Below are 21,104 nucleotides of genomic sequence, written 5' to 3'. Positions count from 1 at the left end.
GGTAATTGGTAATATATAGGTTGATTGAAAAATCGATGATGAGGGGGGAGTATATGAAGGAGGATTTAAACAAGAAAATAGAAGCGCTCGAAACGGCAATTGAAACGATGCAAGAGACACTTTATGAATTGAAAGCGAAGCAAAGAAAAATAGAAGTAGATAAAGTTCAACAAAATGTTAATAAGGAAAAGAAAGAATATATTGAGGCGGTAAGTAATGAAAAGTTACAAGAAGACGTAGTAAAGACGAGGGAATCCATACAAGAGCCAAAGGTGAAACAAGTAGATATATCTGCATTTAAGCCCGCACCATTTAATATTATAAAGTTTTGTCAAACATGGTTACCACGCATATTTGTCGGTATTATGCTACTTGGCGTTATTTGGTTATTTAAAGCAGGAGTAGATGCTGGATTATTAACACCAGCGATACGGGTTGTGTTTGGTATAGTACTATCTGCCGGTTTGTATTACGTAGGAGATATACAAATTAAAAGAGAGCGGCAAGCGTTAGGGTTAGTATTAGCTGGAGGAAGTATTACGGGAATTGTTTTAACAACGTTTGCGGCACATTATTTATATGAGTTTATTCCTGCAAGTATTGCGTTTATCTGTAATATTGTATGGGTTATTTTAGGGATTTATTTAGCGAAAAGATATAGCTCGGAATACCTCGCTATTTTCGTGGCGGTTGGAGCATTTTTTGTTCCTTTCTTGTTAAATAGTACGACTCCTAATACGTATATTTTCTTTAGTTATGAGACTATATTAACAATTAGCCTATTATGGTATGCATTGAGAAACCGTTATAATTACTTGTATATGATTTCTTATGTTGTTGCGGCAATTGTCCTATTTGTCTTCTTTGTTGTTATGTCAATATTGGTAGAGAATGTGCAAGTACAGTTAACGGTTGTATACGGTGCAATTCATTTGCTGTTATTTTGGCATATGTTTTCGGAGAGGAATTTTATACAAGAAGCAAGATTGGCGATATTTAGTGCAAATGCAGTTTTCTTTATTTTAGCGATCTCCCAAATTCCTGAATTTACAACGTGGGGATTAGTTATAAGTGCATTTGTGCATGCTGTTATGTTTGTACTTGAATATAGGAAGAATAAACATTCTGTATTTACAAATCTAATATTTGGCTTTGCAATGGGGTCATTTAGTTTAGCGATTTTATACGAGTATAGTTTGGTAAATGCAGCGATTGTATTATTGTTACAAGGTTTCCTCGGTATGGTTACTGCTATTAAAGTAAAGCAAAATATTAAGTTGTATGTAGGTGCAACGATTTATGCGATTGGAATGGTACAGACGATTTTTAGCCCGTTTGATGAGTTCATTTCAGCAGGGTTTGTTGCTCATATTATTTTAATAGGAACGTTCTATTATTGCATGATACAAGCAAAAGAAGTGTTAGCGAGTTTAGGTAAATATGTTTATTCTATAGCGCTCTACTCGTTAATGGTTATTGTATTTATTACAATTACGAGGATCGGTGAAGTTCTTTCTACAGATGGAAGTATAATTAGCGTATCTGTATCATTATTATGGATGGTATATGCTTTATTTGCAGTTTGGTTTGGCCGTAATAGACATATGAACGAAATACTATATGCGGGTTTAGTCGTATTAATAGTGACAGTAGGGAAGTTATTCCTTCTTGACTTACCAGAGGTGTCTATGATGATCAGGGCTGTGTTATTCTTAATCGTTGGTAGTATAGGTATCGTTATTTCAAGAATGTTTTTCTCAAAAGAAGAGAAGTGAGAAGAAGGCAATCCATATCCGGATTGCCTTTTTCATTATTTTTTATTAATCGTTACAGTTTCATTATATTTCGCTGTTGTGTTTTGACGTAGACGAAGTGTTGCCTGTCCAGTTGTATTTGGATCAAGTTGTACGTTCACAATTTTTTCAGCAGATCCTTGGTTATTTGTTATGAAAGAGAATGTACTGCTATATCCGAAAGAAGACGGCCAAGTGCCATTTGTATTTTGAACTTTTGCTACCTGTGTTCCGCCAGTTGTGAAAATACCTAAAGAATAATTATTGTATGTTGTATTTGGTAATAAGTTATTTACTTGAATCTTCATTTGGAATACTTCATTGTTTGGTAGAATGCTAGGGTGCGTAATTACGTAATCACTCGTTGTCACTGCACCGTTATAGCCGTATGAACCTGGTTTGAAAGTATTTGTATTGAACCACTGGTAACCTTGACTTGGTGCGCTCCAAGGTTCTGGTTGTGGTTCTGTTGATAAACTTGGTTGTTCAAATGTTTGTAGAGCTGTAGGTGCATCAAGCTGTAAACCACTTACTTGATCTAAGCTTGTAAATGTTTCTTGCTTCGCTAACCAATTCACTATGTTTTCTAATAGAACAGCATCGTTTTCTTCTTTATAACCATCATAAGTTTTCTTTGTTTGACCTGAGTCTTCGCGAACATATTTTGGCGATGCATCTTCAACAGGAGAAGAATCACCAATAAAGGCTGCTTTTCCAAGACCAACTTTTGCAATAGCAGCATAAGGCCCTTCTGCAACACCACCGCCGTTATAAACGCCGCTATCAACAGCGTTATTCCATTTTGATGGATTTTCTGGAAGATATACAAGACCTTTCGCTAGTTTTGGATTTGTAATCGCAAGAGTAGAACCGGCATGCATTGCTACAGATGAAACGCCAGTTGTAATTCCGAATGATTGCGCAGGTGAGACGATATTTTTAGCTGAAACATCACCAAGTGCATTGTAACGGAAGCGAATACCGAAATTATCGGATAGCCAATCAGAGCTTTCTACTCCTTGCATAGCTTGTGATGTTGTTTCTTCATTAGACATACCCTTTGCTGGATTATCCCATGCCCCGCGTCTATATCCATTAAACACTTCTGAGGAGTCCCAGCGGTTTTTATTACGATCTGCATTATAATGATCGGCAATGAAGAAAATACTGCCACCGTTTTTCACGTATTGTAACATTGCATCTTGCTCAGATTTTTTATAAGGAATATTTGCTTCGGGAACGATAAACACATTGTAATTTTTTAAATCGTCGTATGTAATAGATGTTGATTTACGAAGTTCCTTTACATGATATCCGTTTTGGGCAATGCCGTTTCCGAAATCAGAAAAACCGCCATCAATAACCCAGTCAGCTGTCCCAGCCGTTTGACCGTGCGTATTATCAAATAATACTTTCTTCCCATTGTTTTGGTTTACAACTTTTGCAGCAATTTCAGGAGCGGGGTCTACGGAGCTTTCGGCATAAGTAGACGGAATATAGGCACTGCCTATACTAAGTGTGATTGCTGTTGCTAAAGAAAATTGAATCCATTTTTTATTCTTCATAGAAGAATCCCCCTAATAATAAATATATGTGCTTTAATAATGTAATCTATTTTTTTTAGGAAAGAAAGATAGAAAATATTAAATAGTGTAAAGATAACGTTAATTTAATTGAGAAATATTTATGTGAATAATGAAAAAATCTCTTCCTAGTAAATGAGGAAGAGATCATAGGTTTAACTAATTTTTGAATTAGGTGTTTCATCAATCTTATGAAAACCTTTCATATAATACACGATAGCCAAGCCGATAAGCCAAATTGGACCGACGATTAATGCGATTCGTGTATCTTCTGAATAGGCCATGATACCTAGTACAAGTACAAGGAAGCCGAGTGAGAAATATGAACTTAATGGGTGTAAAGGCATTTTATATGCTAGCTTATCCTTTTTATTAGTCTGTAATCCTTTACGGAATTTAATTTGCGCGACTAATATAATTCCCCAAGTCCAAATTGCACCGAAAGTTGAAATACTAGTTAGCCATGTAAACACTTTTGCAGGAACAAGATAGTTTAATATAACGCCAACGAGTAAAACGATTGCTGTTGCTATAATTCCTTGACTAGGAATACCGTTTTTATTTAAACGGCCGAATCGTTCAGGAGCTTTCTTTTGTTGTGCTAATGTAAATAGCATACGGCCTGTACTAAACAAACCACCGTTACAAGAAGAAAGAGCAGCTGTTAAAACGACAAAGTTAATAATACCTGCTGCCTTTGCAATACCGATTTGCTGGAACGTTAGTACGAATGGACTGCCTTTCTCACCAAATTCGTTCCAAGGATAAATTGCCATCATAACGAATAGAGCTCCAACGTAGAATAATAAGATTCTCCAAAATACGTTATCAATTGCTTTTGCAAGTGTTTTTTTTGGATTTTGAGCTTCACCAGCTGTAACCCCGATAAGTTCGACTCCTAAATAAGCGAATAATACCATCTGTAAGGAAAGTAGTAATCCAGAGAATCCATTTGGGAACCAGCCTCCGTGCTCCCAAAGATTTGAAATGCCAGTTGCGACGCCTCCGTTTCCAAATCCGAATAAAATAATCCCAGCACCGACTACTATCATACAGATAATTGTGACAATTTTAATGAGAGCAAACCAAAACTCAAGTTCTCCAAATACTTTTACAGATAAGAAGTTGAAAGCACTCATTAATAAAAGAGCTAGTAACGCCCAGATCCAACGCGGGATATCTGGGAACCAGTACTGCATGTAAATTCCAGCCGCTGTAATTTCCGCCATACAAGTAACAACCCATAAAAACCAGTAATTCCAGCCTGTAATATATCCAGCTAGTGGGCTGATGTAATCATTTGCATATTTACTAAAAGAGCCAGCAACTGGTTGTTCAATTGCCATTTCTCCGAGTGCGCGCATAATGAAAAAAATAACGAGTCCGGCAATCATATAACCTAGTAAAATGGATGGGCCAGCTAGTTTAATAGCGGAAGCTGATCCTAAAAATAATCCAACGCCAATAGCTGAACCGAGAGACATTAAGGTAATATGTCGTTCTTTTAAACCACGGTTTAAAGTTTCAGATTTGTTTGTTTGCTGCATAAGAAGAATACCCCCTGTAGAGTGAACGATATTTGAATGCGTTTACTAAATATTTAACTATTTCAAATTATAAAACATTTCTATCTGTTATGCTACAAAAATAATCATAATACACTGTACTACATCTGATCTTGTCAGACTTAAACTTAAAATTCTAACTATTAGAGAATATATTGACTCTTCTTTTTATTGATTGTTAAGATTAAGTATTACATTTTCTCACATACTAATAAGAAAAGAATGTGTGATAATAATTCAGGTGTAGGAAGGGTACATAAGTATGTTTCAATTACAAAAGTATAACACTTCTGTGAAGCAAGAAATTTTGGCTGGCATCACAACTTTTTTTACATTTGCGTATATTCTTGTCATCAATCCGAAAATATTATCTGATGCAGGTGTACCATTTGATCAAGCATTTACGGCAACTATTATTGCGACAGTTGTTGGAACGCTATGTATGGCGTTTTTAGCTAACTATCCAATTGTTATTGCTCCAGCTATGGGAATGAATGCGTATTTTGCTTATTCTGTTGTTCAGCAGGCAGAGGGGATTACATATGTCATTGCGTTTTCGGCAGTATTTGTAACAGGTATCATTTTTCTTTTATTATCGTTCACTTCATTTAGGCAAAAGCTAATTGTCGCAATTCCTGACAGTTTAAAACATGCGATTGCAGGTGGAATTGGGTTATTTATTGCTTTTATTGGATTACGTCTATCTGGAATTATCGTTGATCATCCATCTAACTTAGTTACGATTGGTGACTTCCATTCTCCAGCCGTTATTTTAACTCTAATTGGTTTAATATTAGCGGCGGTATTAATGGTATTACGTGTTAGTGGAGCATTGTTTATTAGTATGATTGTGACAGGGATTATTGCTTTCTTTACAGGGCAATTAAAGTTTGAAAATAACATTGTCGCAATGCCACATTTGCCAGAAGGCATCATTGTTTCAAACCCTATCAATGCATTTTCGGATGTAATTCAATACGGGTTATATGGAGTTATTTTTTCATTCTTACTTGTACTTTTATTTGATACAACAGGTGCTTTACTCGGTTTAATTAAACAAGCAGGTTTAAATACAGATAACACTGAAAAGCGCTTTGGTAAGGCGTTCATTGCGGATGCAATTGGTGGGACGACAGGTTCTATCTTTGGGACAAGCCCGACAGCAGCGACAATTGAATCGTCAGCAGGAATTGCTGCAGGTGGTAAAACTGGATTGACAGGTATTGTAGTCGTTTGTTTAACGATTATAACGGCATTCTTTAGCCCTGTTATTGCCTCTTTATCAAGTGTAGCAGCTATTACAGCTCCTTCTTTAATTATAGTAGGTAGTTTAATGGCACAAAGCATTCGTGATATTAATTGGAATGAATTCGAAGATGCATTACCGGCATTTTTAATTTTCGTTGGTATTCCGTTAACATCTAGTATTGCGAATGGAATTGCAATCGGATTTTTAGTGTATCCAATTTTAAAAATTGCGAAGGGAAAAGGGATGGAAGTACATCCATTACTATACTTATTTACAATTTTATTTGGATGTCATTTATTCTTATAATATAGATATAGAAAGGGGGCTTCTTATGAGAGGCCCTTTTTTGTGTATAATAAAGTAAAACTATAAACGGTGGGGCTTTTGTTCATTCCCACTGCTTATCAGCCCTCACCAATCGGGCGTTTTACTATCCGTTAATGTAGGGTAAGGTGAAAATTAAATCAATTACGTAAAATATAAATTACTTAATGGAATATATATGTTACAATAAAAGTAGAGGAGGAACATGAATGGCTGTAAGTAAAATAAAAGTCGCGCGTGTTCAGTTAGATTTAACACAGCAACAATTAGCAGAAAAAGTAGGCGTTACAAGGCAAACGATTAGTTTAATTGAGAAGGGGAAATACAATCCGTCTTTAGATTTATGTTTGAAAATTTGTTATGCAGTAGATAAAACATTGAATGATTTGTTTTGGGAGGAAAAGGAGTGATAGGGTGAGAATCGTGAAAGATGAACGTTTAATGATTGAGGGGTTAAAACATATTAGACTAGTTTTCATCTTACAAAATATCGTCATACTAGGCATTGTTTTTTATCGCTACGTTTTGCAAGGTGCAGGATATGAAAGTGTTTCAGATTTATTAATGGTATTTATGGGCGGGATCGTAGTTATTAACTTTTTAAACTTAAAAAATTCGGTGGAAGTGTATGAGCATACAGGGGGAGTATCGAGTAGTTATTTTATGAAGCTATTATTAATTCCAGTAGGTATTGTTATTGGAATTTTAGCTATTTGTATCGTGGCAACACCTGATATTTCGATAAAGGAAATTAGTTTGACAGCACTTATTATGTTTGCTTGTTTTTTAGTTCCTAGTTTGTTTATATACATATATATGAAAAAGATAAAAAGTGAAGATTGAAATATAAGAAAGGCTTTCCCATATTGCGGAAAGCTTTTCTTATATCCTTTTATACAGTACTTTATGAAGGCCAATTGGTTCAATTTCAAAGATTTCACCATGTTCCTGGAAGTCTAAGCGCTTGTAATAGTCAGCCACAGTAATTCGGCCATTACACCATAATATATTTGCTTGGCGTTCTTGTAAGATTTGTTCCGCCTTCTGAATTAAGGAGCTTCCAGCACGTTTGTTTCGAAATGCAGGTAATGTTGCCATTCCTCGTAGACGATAATGAATACCTGCTGGTAAGTCAGGGTATATTTCTTTTGAGAAAGAAGCGATACTAATAAGTTCATCGTTTATAAATGCGCCTAAGTGGAAGGTGTCTGTTTCATAGTCGGAAGAGTATTTACAATCTGTTAATGTTTGACTTGGGCGCAAAATTTTTTGACGTAATACGTAAGTTTCAGATCCATCAATATTTTTCACGGTAATCATATTAACATCCTTTCTTATAAGCCTTTTTCTGTTAGTTGTATAAAGAAATAGGCAGGTGCGGCGAAAAGTCCGAGTATGCTAGCAGTGCCGAGAAGGAGTGCAAGTAAGAGGCAAGAGTATTTTATTCCATTCGATTTTTTCCACCCGTAACTACAAATTTCAATGCTAACACCGATGAGAATAATGGCAACTAGTATTTCCGCTAATAATAAGAGAGCTAAAGTTACAATAGACATAATGTGATCCATCCTCATAATATATGATAGTAACATTTTACCATATAAAATGGAAAAAAATGCCCCTCAATTATGTGAGGGGCATTTTTCTATTCTAATATGCTTTTCAGTGTATCGATATGTTCTTTTGAACCTGTGACAAGCAATGTATCACCGTGTTGTAGTCTCGTATCACCATGCGGTATTAATGCTTTATTACCACGGTAAATTTGGATGACGAGTACGTCGCCTAAAAACGGAAGGCGGCGTAGTGCAACACCATTATATTTATTGCTGCGTAGTTCGACTTCACGAACTGTTTCATTTGCTGTTGTAATTAAGCGAACAAGACTTGGTTTATCAATAAGTGCACGTAATAGAATTCGTGTAGAGTTAATTGTTGAGAATACGGCGATATGTTCTTGTGTTGCTTTCTCTTGTAGAAGCGGATCTTCTACACTTGCAATAACATGTTCAACACCTAGTTCTTTTGCGTGTTCTGCTAATAATAAGTTTTGTTTATCATCACTTGTTGCAACAACAACACGGTCTGCATTAAATGCTGTTTGTTTAGCTAATGATGCGATTGTGATGTCATCTAATTTCACGATAGGGAAGTCATGTGATTTTGCTTCCTCATCATTTATTTTATTTTGGCGCATCATATATAGTGTTACGTCATAATCTTCTCGTTTTAAATCAAGTGATAACGGAAGGGTAATTCTGCTCGCACCAATAATAGAAACTTTTGGTTTTGGTGTTTCTACTTTTGGGAACATTTTTTTAAATAATATAGGTGCAAAAATACAAGTAATAACTGCGCTTAAAATAAGGGATGCTGATAAACTTGGGCTAATGATGCCTAGCTTTTCACCGATTTGTGCAGCCGCAATAACTAAAGAAAGTGTTGATGTTAACAAAATAGCACTTCCGAGTACGATATTGCGTGGGTACCATTTTCGTAAGACGAGTGACGGTAACAGTTTTGAAATAAAGAGTCCCACGATTAGAATTGGGATCATTAGCATGCTAGAAGGCTCTTTAAAAATAGACCATACTTCTAGATTTACACCAACCATTACGAAGAAAATAGGGATGAAGAAACCATATCCGATGGAATCAAGTTTTTCAACCATATCTTCATTTGGTGATAATAAAGATACGAGTACACCTGCTAAAAAGGCTCCCAAAATGTTTTCTGCCCCAACAGATTCAGACAATCCAACTAATATTAAGATGAGTGCGAAAACAGCTCGTGTATCAATTTGTACACTACCGGCTTTTAAGCTTTCTAGGTATGGAATATTTTTAAAGCGTCTTGCGACAAAGTAAATTACAATACCAGCGCCGAATAGAAGAAGTAGAAGCCACATGCTTTGGCCACTTTCGGAATTTAATCCGACGAATACAGCGAGTAAAATCATTGTAACTAAGTCTGCGATAACAGCGACTAATAAAATGATTTGCCCGATTGCAGTCTTTCCTAAGTTATTCTCTTTTAATGTTGGTACGACAACACCTAAAGAAATAGTTGAAATAATTAAAGTCATGAACATTGCATTGTCTACAAATCCTAGCCATACGAATATTAATGATAGGGCATAAGATAAGATGAAAATAAATAAGAAGATAATGCTTGCTGCTTGGAATGTGTTTGGTTCGTTTGTCGTATTCTTTTTCCCTTTTTGTTTAAAGATAGAAAAGTCAATTTCTAAACCACTTAAAAACATTAGGAAGATAAAACCTAGTGTTGATAAGACTTGAAGCCACATATCTGGCTCAATGATGTTAAATCCACTTTTACCTACAAAGATTCCTGCGATAATTTCTGCAACAACGACAGGAAGTGCTTTTAATTTAAAGCGTTGTAACAAAAGGGGAACGAAAAACGCGATTGCGACGACAACCATAAGTGATAGAACAGAAGAATGATGTTCCACTGCGTTCTCTCCCTTCAAATAAATATAGTACCTATTTAGCCATATAATAGGTAGAAAATCAACGCATATGGGTTCGATTTCATAAAGAAAGAGTTTTCTTAACATTTGTCATAATAAGTATATTTTTCATGATTATGTTGTTAATTCCGAAATGTGGATGTAATAGGGGAGGGGATAAAGTGAAACTTTAATCAGTGGGGGTTTTGTTCATCCCAACTGATTATTAGCCTTCACCAATCGGGTTTTTACGGGCAGTTGATCCCCCACCTAACTTCGTTGCTTCCGCTGAATTTTGAGGTGGGGGTCTTACTGCTCGTTAATGCGGGATAAAAAAAGACTGCTGAGATTTCTCAGCAGTCTTTTTCATGCAAATTACATTGAGAAGAAAATCCATACAGTAAGACCAACTGTTGCTGCTGCAACGAAGAAACTGTATATCATTGTAAGAACTTGAATTCTTCCTTCTCCTTCTTTTAAGTGCATGAACATAATTAATTGTAATAATGCTTGCGCAACTGCCATTATGATGATAGTTGTTAATATCGTTGAAAGAGGCAGGCTTGTGTAAAGTGCCACGTATAACGCTAGAAACGTTAGTGCAAGCGATAAAATAAATCCGAAAACGTGTGACCATGGGAATCCGCTATGGGCATGCCCGTTTGCTTGATTGTTATTTTGAGCCATTTACGCCACCATCCCGTTCAAGTAAACTAGTGTGTAAATAAAGACCCAAACAAGATCAAGGAAATGCCAGTATAAGCTGATAATGAATACTTTACGAGCTGTAACTGGTGTCAAACCTCGTTTTAAAATTTGGATAATAACACAAGTTGCCCAAATGATACCACCTGTTACGTGGGCTCCGTGCGTTCCAAGAAGAACGAAGAATCCAGATAAGAAAGCACTTGTTTGAATTGTTGCGCCTTCACCAACGTACATAATGAACTCTTCGATCTCGAAGAATAGGAAACCTGCACCTAAAAGTAATGTAAAGATGAACCATCCAAGCATTGCTTTTTGGTTGTGTTTACGCATTTCATGAATTGCGATACCACATGTGAAACTACTTGTTAAAAGTAATAGCGTTTGAATTAAAAGTGTTTTAACTTCAAACAGTTGCGCTGGTGTTGGGCCATCTGCCGTACGACCAGCAAGGACTAGATAAGAGGCGAAAAGTGTTGCGAACAGCATAATTTCAGCCCCAAGAAAAATCCAGAATCCTAGGATATTCAATCTGCTTTGCTCGGATTGATATTCCAAAGGTAAGCTTTTATCTAAAGCCGCCATGTCATTTCACCTCTCATGCTATATGTTCTGTTTCTTTAATTTCATCAACACTTACATAGTAACCATCGTCATAATCGAATGAACGATAGATTAAGCAAGCTAAAATACCAACTCCACCGATTGCTGCAAGCCAGAACCAGCTAAATACTAATGCAAAACCTGCAAGACCGAAGAATCCAGACGCAATAATAGGCACACCAGAATTACTTGGCATGTGAATTGGTTTGATGTCTTCTGCAGCTGGTATAACTGTTTCTCCGCGTTGTTTCATGTACCAGAAAGCATCAGCTTCTTTAATTTCAGGAAGTTTCGCGAAGTTGTAATGTTGTACAGGAGATTGAGTTGCCCATTCAAGTGTACGGCCGTCCCATGGATCTCCAGTAACGTCACGTTCACCATGACGTGCACTCCAAATTACGTTGTAACAAAGAAGTACGAATCCGATACCCATCATTACTGCGCCGACAGATGCGATTTGGTTCAACCAACCCCATCCAAGGCTTTCAGAGTAAGTATACATACGACGAGTCATACCGTCTAATCCTAAGAAGTACATTGGGAAGAAACAGATGTTAAATCCGCTCATAAAGATCCAGAATGTCCATTTACCTAGACGTTCATTTAGCATATGACCTGTCATTTTTGGATACCAGAATGTGAATCCAGCAAGCATAGCGAATACTGTACCTGCAATTAATACGTAGTGGAAGTGAGCGACTAGGAAGTAGCTGTTATGGTATTGATAATCAGCTGCTGCCATTCCAAGCATAACCCCTGTAACTCCACCAACTACGAAGTTTGGAATAAATGCCAATGACCAAAGCATTGGAACTGTAAAACGAATACGTCCTTTATACAGTGTAAACAACCAGTTAAAGATCTTAACCCCGGTTGGAATCGAAATCGCCATTGTCGAGATCGAGAAGAATGAGTTAACCGCTGGACCTGCACCCATCGTGAAGAAGTGGTGAAGCCATACGACGAAACTTAGTAAAGAAATTGCAACCATTGAGTATACCATCGCACTGTAACCGAATAGACGTTTACGTGAGAATGTACTAATGATTTCAGAGAAAATACCGAATGCCGGTAAAATAACGATATATACTTCAGGGTGACCCCATACCCAGAATAGGTTGGCCCACAACATTGGCATACCGCCGCTCGCCATCGTAAAGAAGTGAGCATCGAATAGACGGTCAAATGTCATTAATGCAAGAGCAACTGTTAATACTGGGAAAGCGAAAATAATGATAATTGTTGTAATTAAGATTGACCAAGTAAACATTGGCATTTTCATTAATTTCATACCAGGTGTACGCATTTTTAAGATCGTAACTAGGAAGTTAATACCTGTCATTAACGTACCAAGACCTGAAATCTGTAAGGCGATTGCATAGAAGTTATTTCCTACACCAGGAGAAAACTCTGTACCCGCCATTGGGAAGTAAGAAGTCCACCCAGCGTCTGGAGAACCACCGATTACGAAAGCGATGTTGAATAACATTGCTCCGATAAAGAATAACCAGAAACTTAAAGCGTTTAAGAACGGATATGCAACGTCACGAGCACCAATTTGTAATGGTACTACAAGGTTCATTAATCCCATAACGAATGGCATTGCCATGAAAAGAATCATTACTGTACCATGTGTTGTAAAGATTCCGTTATAGTGTTCAGCGTTTAAATATGTTGTATCTGGGAATGTTAACTGGGCACGGATCATTAAACCATCCATACCACCACGGAATAACATTATAACGGCAGAAATAATATACATGGCCCCTATTTTTTTATGGTCAACAGTTGTTAACCATTCATCCCAAAGCCATCTCCATTTTTTGTACTTTGTTAGTACGAAAAGAATCGCTAATGTCACAAGAACGATAGATGCGTCAGCTCCGTAAATAATCGGGTCACCTGTGACAAAAAATTCATCAAGCTTCACTGTGTTCACTCCAATCTGTTGGAATAATAGCTATTATTTTTTGTTTTTGTAGTAGTTGTAATCACAATATTCAAGTGATTTTGGATCTACATAACTTAAGTGGTGGCTAGAGAATGTCATACGACCAACTACACCAGGTTTAACAATTTCGTTGTACTTATCTTCTGTTAGTTTAGGAGCAGTTTGTTGTACTTCTTTTACCCACTTGTCATACTTTTCTTTTGTTTTTGCTTCAACTTCGAATTCCATGTGAGTAAATCCTTCACCTGAGAAGTTCGAGCTACGACCTAGGTAAGAACCTGGTTTGTCAGCTTGTAAAAATAAGTCCATGATCATGCCATCCATTGTATACTTCATACCACCAAGTTCTGGTACCCAGAAAGCATTCATTGGACCTACAGAAGTAAGCTTAAATTGAATTGGTACACCAGCTGGGATGTTTAAATAGTTAACGGTTTCAATTTTTTCCTCCGGGTAACTAAATAACCATTTCCAGTTTGCAGATGTAACATAAATTTCAACTGGTTTAATATGTTTGGACTCTTGCGGAACCTCTTCCGAAGCATAAGTTGCTTTAACTGTTGGAATCGATAATGCGATAACGATAATAACAGGAATAATCGTCCAAATGATTTCTAATAATGTGTTACCGTGTTGATCAGGTGGCTCATAGTCCATATTCTCTGGTTTTTCACGATAACGAATCAAGATGACTGTAAACAAAATGAATACAATTGCGATAATTAATGACATAAGCAAGAATGACCAAACAATTAAATCATACTGTGCTTTTGCAACAGGTCCTTGCGGGTTTAATACTGCGAGTTTTTTATCACAGCCACCGAGGAACAGAAGTAATGATAACGGAAGAAGTGAAGCCAACTTCCAAAACGTTTTCTTTAGTTGCACGATTGAAAATCTCCTTTCTCCTTGGATTGAAACTATGCCAATAAAACAATATAAACCTATTAATTTATAGAAGGCAATAGTTTTTGTCATATTGTTAAAAAATAGACACAAATGCACACTTTTTAAGGTGAATATCATTTGTAACTTGATAACATTGTAAACTATTTTCCAGAGAAAAACATGATTGTGGAAATTTTAAGATAAATAAAGTTATACCAAGATATCCAAGAAATAGAAAAAAGCTATCTTATTATAAGAAAGATAGCTGAATATTTTGTATATTTAGTTTATTCCCTGAGTTATATTTTTTTTCTGTTCAAATGTGACAGCTTTTTTATATTTTACTTGGTATAAAATGTAACAAATAATCATAAATGGAATCCCACAATAAAGAGCGATTCTCTGATCTGGAATGAAAGCTAAACTAACAAATGTAATGAAATTGAGTGAGAAAGCTACGATTGGAACTATTGGATAAAGTGGTGTACGGTATTTTAAATCATTTATGTCGCCGCCGTTTTTCACGAAATTTCTACGGAAGAAAAACTGTGAAGCTGCAATCGACATCCAAACAACAACAGCAGCCATTGCTGCAATAGAAGTTAAAATTAAAAAGACAGTATCTGCTGCAAATATACTTGTTAATAAAGAAAGGCTCGCGAAAATCAGACTGAAAATTAACGCATTTAGTGGTACACCTCTTTTAGTTAACTTCGTAAAAGCTGGACTAGCCATGCCTTGTTTTGCCATCGCCCAAAGCATACGAGAATTTGCGTATAGACCAGAGTTAGCTACGGATAATACAGCTGTAATAATAACAAAGTTCATAATGTCCGCTGCATAAGGGATACCAGCCACATCAAATACAAGTACAAATGGACTTTCAACTAGATTAGCCTCTTGCCATGGGAGTAAGCCGACAACAACTGAAATTGCTAAGACGAAAAAGAATAGAGTACGCCAAATTGTATTTTTGATTGCTTTTGGAATTGTTTTTTCAGGATTTTCACTTTCTCCTGAAGCAATTCCGATAAGCTCTGTTCCTTGGAATGAGTAATTAACTGTAATCATCGTAAGAAGAACAGCTAATGCACCGTTTGGAAATAGCCCGCCATTTTCAGTGAAATTGTGAAGCATTGGAGCTGGCTTTCCATTAAAATCGAGGAGACCAAACATAACCGCTCCTCCAAGAACGATAAAGATAACGATCGTTGCCACTTTTACGCTAGCGAACCAAAATTCAGCTTCTGCATATGCCTTTGCTGATAAAGCGTTCACAAGAAAGAGTACTACTGCAAAAGTAACACACCAAATCCAAGAAGAAACGTCTGGAAACCACCGTTTCATTAAAATGCTAACAGTCGTTAACTCTACTCCAACTGTAACAGCCCAATTTAACCAATACATCCAACCGACAACAAATCCAAAACCAGGTGAAATAAATTTGCTTGCGTAACTTTGGAAGGAACCCGCTTCTGGCATAGCTACTGATAATTCGCCAAGACATAACATCGTTAAATACATAACGAAACCACCGACTAAAAATGCGAGAATAGCTCCGCCTGGTCCTGCATTATGGACGATTTGTCCAGAACCCATAAATAATCCCGTTCCAATGACTCCACCAAGTGCGATCATGAATAGGTGTCTACTTTTCATTGTTCGTTTTAAATCTGTTTGTTCTATTTGTTGGTTCATATGCCCCTCACCCCATATTTTCTTGTATGTGTTAACTTGATTTCATTCTGGGCTTTTAATCATTAGTGGGGGATGAAAAACATACTCGGCTTATTTTGTTGTGAACTGAGTATGTAAAAGATAACTATGACTAAATACCTTAGAATGTTTATTAACCTAGTGAAAGAAATTTAATTCCTTCACCAGGTTAATAATTTTCATTTTAGCAAAAAATTCTAAAAAAGTATATTGTTTTTTCTTTTTATTAAAAATAATTAGAATTTTATAACGGTAGAAGTGTGAAGAATAATTCACAGGATCTTTCTAGCAAACTAGTAAGAAGAAATGTACAATGATAAGAGGTATGTCTGTAAAATAATAATTAATGGAGTTTTGTTTAAAATGAAAAAGTTAAAATATCTTTTTGTTTTTGGAATTATATTTGCTGCCGCGTTTTTTATAGGGAAAGATAAAATTATGCAAAAGGCGCAAGTGTTCCGTTTAGAATTTTTATCTGAAATGAAAGAAGCGGCTATGATTGAAGAAGTTCCGTTTATTAAACAATTACCAGAATTACCCCGTGGATGTGAAGTGACAAGTTTAGCTATGTTGCTACAATACAAAGGTATACAAGTAGATAAGATGCAACTTGCTAGTGAAATTCATCGCGTCCCATTTAAACAAAATGGTTTGCGTGGAAATCCTTATGAGGGATTCGTTGGAAATATTTATACGAAAGCTGAGCCGGGATACGGTGTATATAATCAACCGATTTTTAATTTAGCAGAAAAGTATGTTCCTGAAAAAGTAATTAATTTAACAGGTAGAGATATGCAAGATATATATAAAGTAATTAGTTCTGGTTCTCCAGTATGGGTCATTATTAATACAACGTTTAAACCACTAGCTGAAAGTAGTTTTGAAACATGGAATACGAACTCAGGTGAAGTGAAAATTACATATTATGAACATAGTGCAGTAGTAATTGGATATGATCAAAACTTTGTATATGTAAATGACCCTCTTAAAAACAATCCACGTTTGGCTGTTCCGCGAGCAGAATTTGAGAAAGCTTGGGAGCAAATGGGAAAACAAGCAATTACTATTTTGTAATAATGAAAAAGTCATCTTTTGGATGGCTTTTTATTTTTAAGTTTATAATATAGAAAATTCTGAAGATTCTTTTAAAAGTTAACGATTCACGCTATAATAACATTTAACTTGGTGAAGAAGGGGAGAAGAGAAATGGATGTCGCAAAGGAACTTGTTTTATCAAAGAATCAGTTGATTGAGTGGAGAAGGCATTTTCATAAGTATCCAGAGTTATCTTTTCAAGAGGAAAAAACATCTCAATTTGTATTCGACATACTTCGGAAAATCCCGTATTTAGAAGTTTCGCGACCTACTAAATATAGTGTAATGGCAAGGTTAATTGGTAAGCAGCCTGGTAAAACCATCGCGGTTCGTGCTGATATGGATGCTCTTCCTATTCATGAAGAAAATAAATTTGATTTTATTTCTACATATCCAGGTGTGATGCATGCGTGTGGTCACGATGGTCACATGGCAATATTGCTTGGTGTAGTACATAAGTTGGTAGAGGAAAGAGAGAAAGTTAAAGGAGAGATTCGCTTTTTATTTCAACATGCAGAAGAAAACTTTCCGGGTGGTGCAGAAGAAATGGTCGCAGCGGGAGTGATGGAAGGTGTGGATTACATTATTGGTGCTCATCTGTGGGCGTCATTAGAGGTTGGGAAAATAGGTGTAATTTATGGTCCTGCGATGGCGGCACCGGACGTTTTTAAAATTACGATAGAGGGAAAAGGTGGGCATGCTGGAATTCCGCACGAAACAGTTGATAGTATCGCCATTGGTGCACAAGTTGTTTCGCAAATCCAGCAAATTGTATCTCGCCTCACGAACCCGTTAGATTCTCTCGTAGTATCTGTTACGCAATTTCATTCTGGGACAACCCATAATGTTATCCCGGAACAAGCGGAGATTGAGGGGACAGTGAGAAGTTTAAGGCATGAATTAAGAGAGGAAACAAAGGAGAAGCTTGAACGGATTGTCAAACATATTACAGAATCTTATGGTGCTAAGTATACATTTTCTTATGAGTATGGATATCGCCCAGTTGTGAACGATTATGAAGTTACAGAGCTTATTGAACATACGGCATTACAGCTGTATGGAAGAGAAGGAGTTGTTCGTTTACAACCAACGATGGCAGGAGAAGATTTTTCGGCATTTTTACAAAAGGCACCAGGGACGTTCTTTTTTATAGGGGCAGGCAATGAAGAGAAGGGAATTATATATCCGCATCACCATCCTCGCTTTACAATTGACGAAGATGCATTACCAATTGGAATGGAAGTCTTTGTATCATCCATTATGAATTTTATAAGTAAAGGAGAATGAGATGAAGAAAATACACGTGCTAGCACTTATTCCAGTTCTTTGTTTAGTGATTGGACCAGTATTTGCAAATTCGGTCACTCCTTACGTACTTGGGATGCCATTTCTATTATTTTGGGTATTATTATCAGTGCTCATTACGTCTCTTTGTATGGGGCTTGTGTACGTATTCGATCCTGCTAATAAGGGGGATGTGAAATGATAGCATTACTTATCATTATTTTATTCTTATTTTTAGCACTATTTTTAGGGATTCGAGCACAACGTGGAAAAGATATGAATTTAGAGCAATGGTCAGTTGGAGGAAGAGGGTTTGGAACTATTTTCGTTTTTCTCCTTATGGCAGGCGAAATTTATACGACATTCACATTTTTAGGAGGAAGTGGCTGGGCGTATAGTAAAGGAGCTCCTACTTTTTATATTTTAGGGTATGGTGCATTAGCTTATATTTTATCGTATTTCTTATTGCCTCCCATTTGGAAATATGCAAAAGAACATAACCTCGTTTCGCAGTCCGATTTTTTTGCGAAAAAATATAGCAGTAAGACGCTAGGAATAATTGTTTCAATTATTGGTGTAATTTCTATCATCCCCTATCTCGTTTTACAGCTAAAGGGATTAGGGATCATCGTTTCGGAAGCATCTTATGGAAGAGTATCACCAGTTATTGCAGTATGGATTGGTGCTATTGTTATAACTATATATGTAATGGTTTCAGGCATACATGGATCGGCTTGGACAGCTGCTTTGAAGGATATTATGATACTATTTATCGTTATGTTTTTAGGTATATATTTACCGTACCATTATTATGGAGGATTTCAGCCGATGTTCGAAGCTGTAGAAGCAGCGAAACCAGGTTTTTTATCTTTACCTGAAGAAGGAATGAGTATTTCTTGGTTTGTTTCTACTATTATATTAACGGCTCTTGGTTTCTATATGTGGCCCCATACATTCGCTTCGGCTTTCTCTGCAAAAAATGAAAAAGTATTTAGGAAAAACGCGGCGATTATGCCTCTTTATTCTTTAGTGTTGCTTTTCGTATTCTTTGCAGGGTTTGCTGCTATATTGCAAGTTCCAGGGTTAAAGGGAGCGGATGTAGATCTTTCGTTATTCCGTCTGGCTCTTCAAACGTTTGATCCATGGTTTATTGGTATTATTGGTAGTGCAGGAGTGTTAACGGCATTAGTTCCAGGTTCCATGCTTGTTATGGCGGCATCTACGTTGTTAGCAAAAAATATTTACCGAACAATGGTGCCATCTGCTTCAGATAGACAAGTTGCAAAAGTAGCTAAGTTATTTGTACCTGTTGTAACGCTTGTTGCAGTATTGTTTACATTTAAAGGGGGAGAAACGATAGGAGCTCTTCTTTTAATGGGATACAGTATATATAAGTTGAATTAAAAGATTACAATCGAATGCATAATCGATCGATCACTTTTTCAGGTGTGCGATTTAATTCCTGAATAAAAGCCTGTACATTTTTTTGAATTTCATAAATCGATGAATAAAAAACATTATGAATGATGTCTGATTTGAGCCATTTCCATACCCCTTCAATTAAATTTAAATCGGGACTGTAGGGAGGTAAAAACACTAATTCTAAGCGATGACAGTGTTTCCTTAAAAGTGGTTGGATGAGCTTCGCATGATGAATACGCGCATTATCTAGAATAAGAGCTATTTTCCCGTTGGGATACAGTTCAAGTACATGCTGAAGAAAACGAAGAAATGCTTCGGCATCATACCGCTCCTCTTCTACACAAACTAACTCACCTGTTTCATAATTAAGTGTACCAATAAGTTTAACACCTTGGTGTTTCCCATAAGTAGGAATACTGCGTTGTTTTCCTTTTAAAAACCATGTATGCTGCAGTGCTTGGTAATCGCGGATCATGGACTCATCTTGAAACAGAAGATGGTCAATCTCCTCGTTTAAAAGTTTTTTTTTTATAGGCGGGGAAGGTAACTTCCCTAAACTCTTGTTGTTTCACCGGGTCTGCTTTCGCTAATGTATACGTCGGTTTTGTGTAACTAAGCCCTAAATCATGTAAAAGTCGAGACACCCCGCGAAGTGTGTAACTTACGTTCCATTCTCTTTTAATGAAAGAAGCGATAATGGATAAAGTCCAATTATGTTTAGCTGGAAATCCAACATCAACGGGTAGATGAGATGCAATCACTTGAACTAACTCCTGTTCTTGTTCAGGGGCTAATTTACGTGGTGCTCCTGTTGATTGTCCCATGAGTAAGCCATGCAATCCTTTTTCTTTGTAAGCATTCACATAATTATAGATTGTTTTTTCAGAACGACCAATCATGTTCATTATTTCTTTTATAGAAAAGCCTTGTACATAGAAATAGATCGTTTGATAACGTTCATACATTCGTTTCGTTTTAGTCGTTTTCATTGCTACAAGTAGGCTTTCTTTTTCGTTTTGGTGTACATGTGTCATTTTGCTCCGCTCCATTTGTCAATATATGTTACTTATTATATTTCGACAAACAGTAGCTGTAACCTTTTAATTCAACTTATATAGTTACGCAACTTTTCCCTGCGCTTGTATGTAGTTTGTTTCCTCGTCAAATTATTACGAAACAAGGTGCGATTGCGGGGATGGGAATTGGGTTGTTAATTGTCGCATATATCACCTTATCTGGTTCTACTATAGCTACGATGTTCCCGGGTGTTCCGCAGTATATGAAAGATTTGAATGTAGGTATAGTCGCGTTGTTAGTTAACATTATTGTGATGTTTGTAGTTAGTGGATTCACAAGAAATGTATCTGTAAAGACCGGCAATATAATAGTAGAAAAGTAATTCGTGTGTTAGAGCTATCTTCGAAAAGAGATAGCTCTTTTTTGTATATATTTTC

Annotated in this window: 17 protein-coding genes and 3 pseudogenes; 9 read left to right on the top strand and 11 right to left on the bottom strand. The window is 36.5% G+C overall.

All coding sequences use genetic code 11. From position 1 onward, the window contains the following. Positions 1-53: 53 nt before the first annotated feature. Entirely contained in the window at positions 54-1,775 is a 1,722-nt protein-coding gene (locus ACP6L7_RS24545; RefSeq protein ID WP_097832895.1) for a DUF2339 domain-containing protein, read from the top strand. Positions 1,776-1,810: 35 nt separating this feature from the next. Here the strand turns inward: ACP6L7_RS24545 and ACP6L7_RS24540 are convergent, their stop codons facing one another. Together ACP6L7_RS24540 and ACP6L7_RS24535 are read right to left on the bottom strand one after the other, a co-directional pair. Continuing rightward, positions 1,811-3,358 carry a DNA-binding protein gene (locus ACP6L7_RS24540; RefSeq protein WP_097832896.1) on the bottom strand — a complete coding sequence of 516 codons (1,548 nt, stop codon included), beginning with the start codon at positions 3,356-3,358 and terminating at the stop codon, positions 1,811-1,813. Between the two features lie 173 nt (positions 3,359-3,531). After that, the gene (locus tag ACP6L7_RS24535; RefSeq protein WP_097832897.1) at positions 3,532-4,923 is read right to left on the bottom strand and encodes an amino acid permease; all 1,392 of its coding nucleotides are present in this window, start codon (positions 4,921-4,923) and stop codon (positions 3,532-3,534) included. A gap of 280 nt (positions 4,924-5,203) precedes the next feature. Here ACP6L7_RS24535 and ACP6L7_RS24530 point away from each other — a divergent pair, with 280 nt between their 5' ends. The 3 genes from ACP6L7_RS24530 to ACP6L7_RS24520 all read left to right on the top strand — a co-directional run bounded on the left by ACP6L7_RS24530 (position 5,204) and on the right by ACP6L7_RS24520 (position 7,357). Further along, entirely contained in the window at positions 5,204-6,496 is a 1,293-nt protein-coding gene (locus ACP6L7_RS24530; RefSeq protein WP_071743728.1) for an NCS2 family permease, read from the top strand. 227 nt (positions 6,497-6,723) lie between these two features. Next, entirely contained in the window at positions 6,724-6,924 is a 201-nt protein-coding gene (locus ACP6L7_RS24525) for a helix-turn-helix transcriptional regulator (RefSeq protein ID WP_000301182.1), read from the top strand. A gap of 4 nt (positions 6,925-6,928) precedes the next feature. Further along, on the top strand, positions 6,929-7,357 hold the full coding sequence (locus ACP6L7_RS24520) for a hypothetical protein (protein WP_097832898.1): 429 nt from the start codon (positions 6,929-6,931) through the stop codon (positions 7,355-7,357). Between the two features lie 39 nt (positions 7,358-7,396). Here ACP6L7_RS24520 and ACP6L7_RS24515 read toward each other — a convergent pair whose 3' ends face one another. The 8 genes from ACP6L7_RS24515 to ACP6L7_RS24480 all read right to left on the bottom strand — a co-directional run bounded on the left by ACP6L7_RS24515 (position 7,397) and on the right by ACP6L7_RS24480 (position 15,831). Beyond that, positions 7,397-7,834, bottom strand: coding sequence for a GNAT family N-acetyltransferase (locus ACP6L7_RS24515; protein WP_097832899.1), 438 nt, complete (start codon positions 7,832-7,834; stop codon positions 7,397-7,399). Between the two features lie 14 nt (positions 7,835-7,848). Beyond that, positions 7,849-8,106 (bottom strand): DUF4022 family protein, encoded by a 258-nt coding sequence (locus tag ACP6L7_RS24510; RefSeq protein WP_141533281.1) that lies wholly within the window; start codon positions 8,104-8,106, stop codon positions 7,849-7,851. A gap of 53 nt (positions 8,107-8,159) precedes the next feature. Beyond that, positions 8,160-9,989 carry a monovalent cation:proton antiporter family protein gene (locus tag ACP6L7_RS24505; protein WP_097832900.1) on the bottom strand — a complete coding sequence of 610 codons (1,830 nt, stop codon included), beginning with the start codon at positions 9,987-9,989 and terminating at the stop codon, positions 8,160-8,162. 372 nt (positions 9,990-10,361) lie between these two features. Further along, a complete protein-coding gene (qoxD, locus tag ACP6L7_RS24500) occupies positions 10,362-10,673 on the bottom strand; it encodes a cytochrome aa3 quinol oxidase subunit IV (protein ID WP_071743723.1) in 312 nt (103 codons plus the stop codon). Then, complete coding sequence (gene qoxC / locus ACP6L7_RS24495) at positions 10,674-11,276, bottom strand: cytochrome aa3 quinol oxidase subunit III (protein WP_002174913.1); 603 nt, start codon at positions 11,274-11,276, stop codon at positions 10,674-10,676. 13 nt (positions 11,277-11,289) lie between these two features. Next, entirely contained in the window at positions 11,290-13,224 is a 1,935-nt protein-coding gene (gene qoxB, locus ACP6L7_RS24490) for a cytochrome aa3 quinol oxidase subunit I (RefSeq protein ID WP_141533282.1), read from the bottom strand. 33 nt (positions 13,225-13,257) lie between these two features. Next, positions 13,258-14,133 carry a cytochrome aa3 quinol oxidase subunit II gene (locus ACP6L7_RS24485; protein WP_071772228.1) on the bottom strand — a complete coding sequence of 292 codons (876 nt, stop codon included), beginning with the start codon at positions 14,131-14,133 and terminating at the stop codon, positions 13,258-13,260. Positions 14,134-14,415: 282 nt separating this feature from the next. After that, positions 14,416-15,831, bottom strand: coding sequence for an amino acid permease (locus tag ACP6L7_RS24480; protein WP_098361648.1), 1,416 nt, complete (start codon positions 15,829-15,831; stop codon positions 14,416-14,418). A gap of 381 nt (positions 15,832-16,212) precedes the next feature. On the opposite strand from ACP6L7_RS24480, the gene ACP6L7_RS24475 reads away from it, so the two are divergent. The 4 genes and pseudogenes from ACP6L7_RS24475 to ACP6L7_RS24460 form a co-directional block, all read left to right on the top strand. Next, complete coding sequence (locus ACP6L7_RS24475) at positions 16,213-16,923, top strand: C39 family peptidase (RefSeq protein WP_097832903.1); 711 nt, start codon at positions 16,213-16,215, stop codon at positions 16,921-16,923. Positions 16,924-17,055: 132 nt separating this feature from the next. Continuing rightward, complete coding sequence (locus ACP6L7_RS24470; protein ID WP_097811276.1) at positions 17,056-18,231, top strand: amidohydrolase; 1,176 nt, start codon at positions 17,056-17,058, stop codon at positions 18,229-18,231. A 1-nt stretch (position 18,232) separates the two neighbouring features. Continuing rightward, positions 18,233-18,430: a DUF3311 domain-containing protein gene (locus ACP6L7_RS24465; RefSeq protein WP_000719864.1), complete on the top strand. Its 198-nt coding sequence runs from the start codon at positions 18,233-18,235 to the stop codon at positions 18,428-18,430. Beyond that, positions 18,427-19,617 (top strand): annotated as a pseudogene (locus ACP6L7_RS24460) (sodium:solute symporter family protein); the annotation flags it as partial. The gene ACP6L7_RS24465 and the pseudogene ACP6L7_RS24460, both read left to right, overlap by 4 nt. A 19-nt stretch (positions 19,618-19,636) precedes the next feature. On the opposite strand, the pseudogene ACP6L7_RS24455 reads toward ACP6L7_RS24460, so the two are convergent. Next, positions 19,637-20,684 (bottom strand): annotated as a pseudogene (locus ACP6L7_RS24455) (IS630 family transposase). A gap of 80 nt (positions 20,685-20,764) precedes the next feature. On the opposite strand from ACP6L7_RS24455, the pseudogene ACP6L7_RS24450 reads away from it, so the two are divergent. Next, positions 20,765-21,049 (top strand): annotated as a pseudogene (locus tag ACP6L7_RS24450) (sodium:solute symporter family protein); the annotation flags it as partial. Positions 21,050-21,104: the final 55 nt, after the last annotated feature.

Origin of the sequence: Bacillus silvicola, from assembly GCF_050524305.1 — a bacterium.
Taxonomy (GTDB): Bacteria; Bacillota; Bacilli; order Bacillales; family Bacillaceae_G; genus Bacillus_A; species Bacillus_A cereus_AT.
This window is presented reverse-complemented; position numbering and strand designations above follow the sequence as displayed.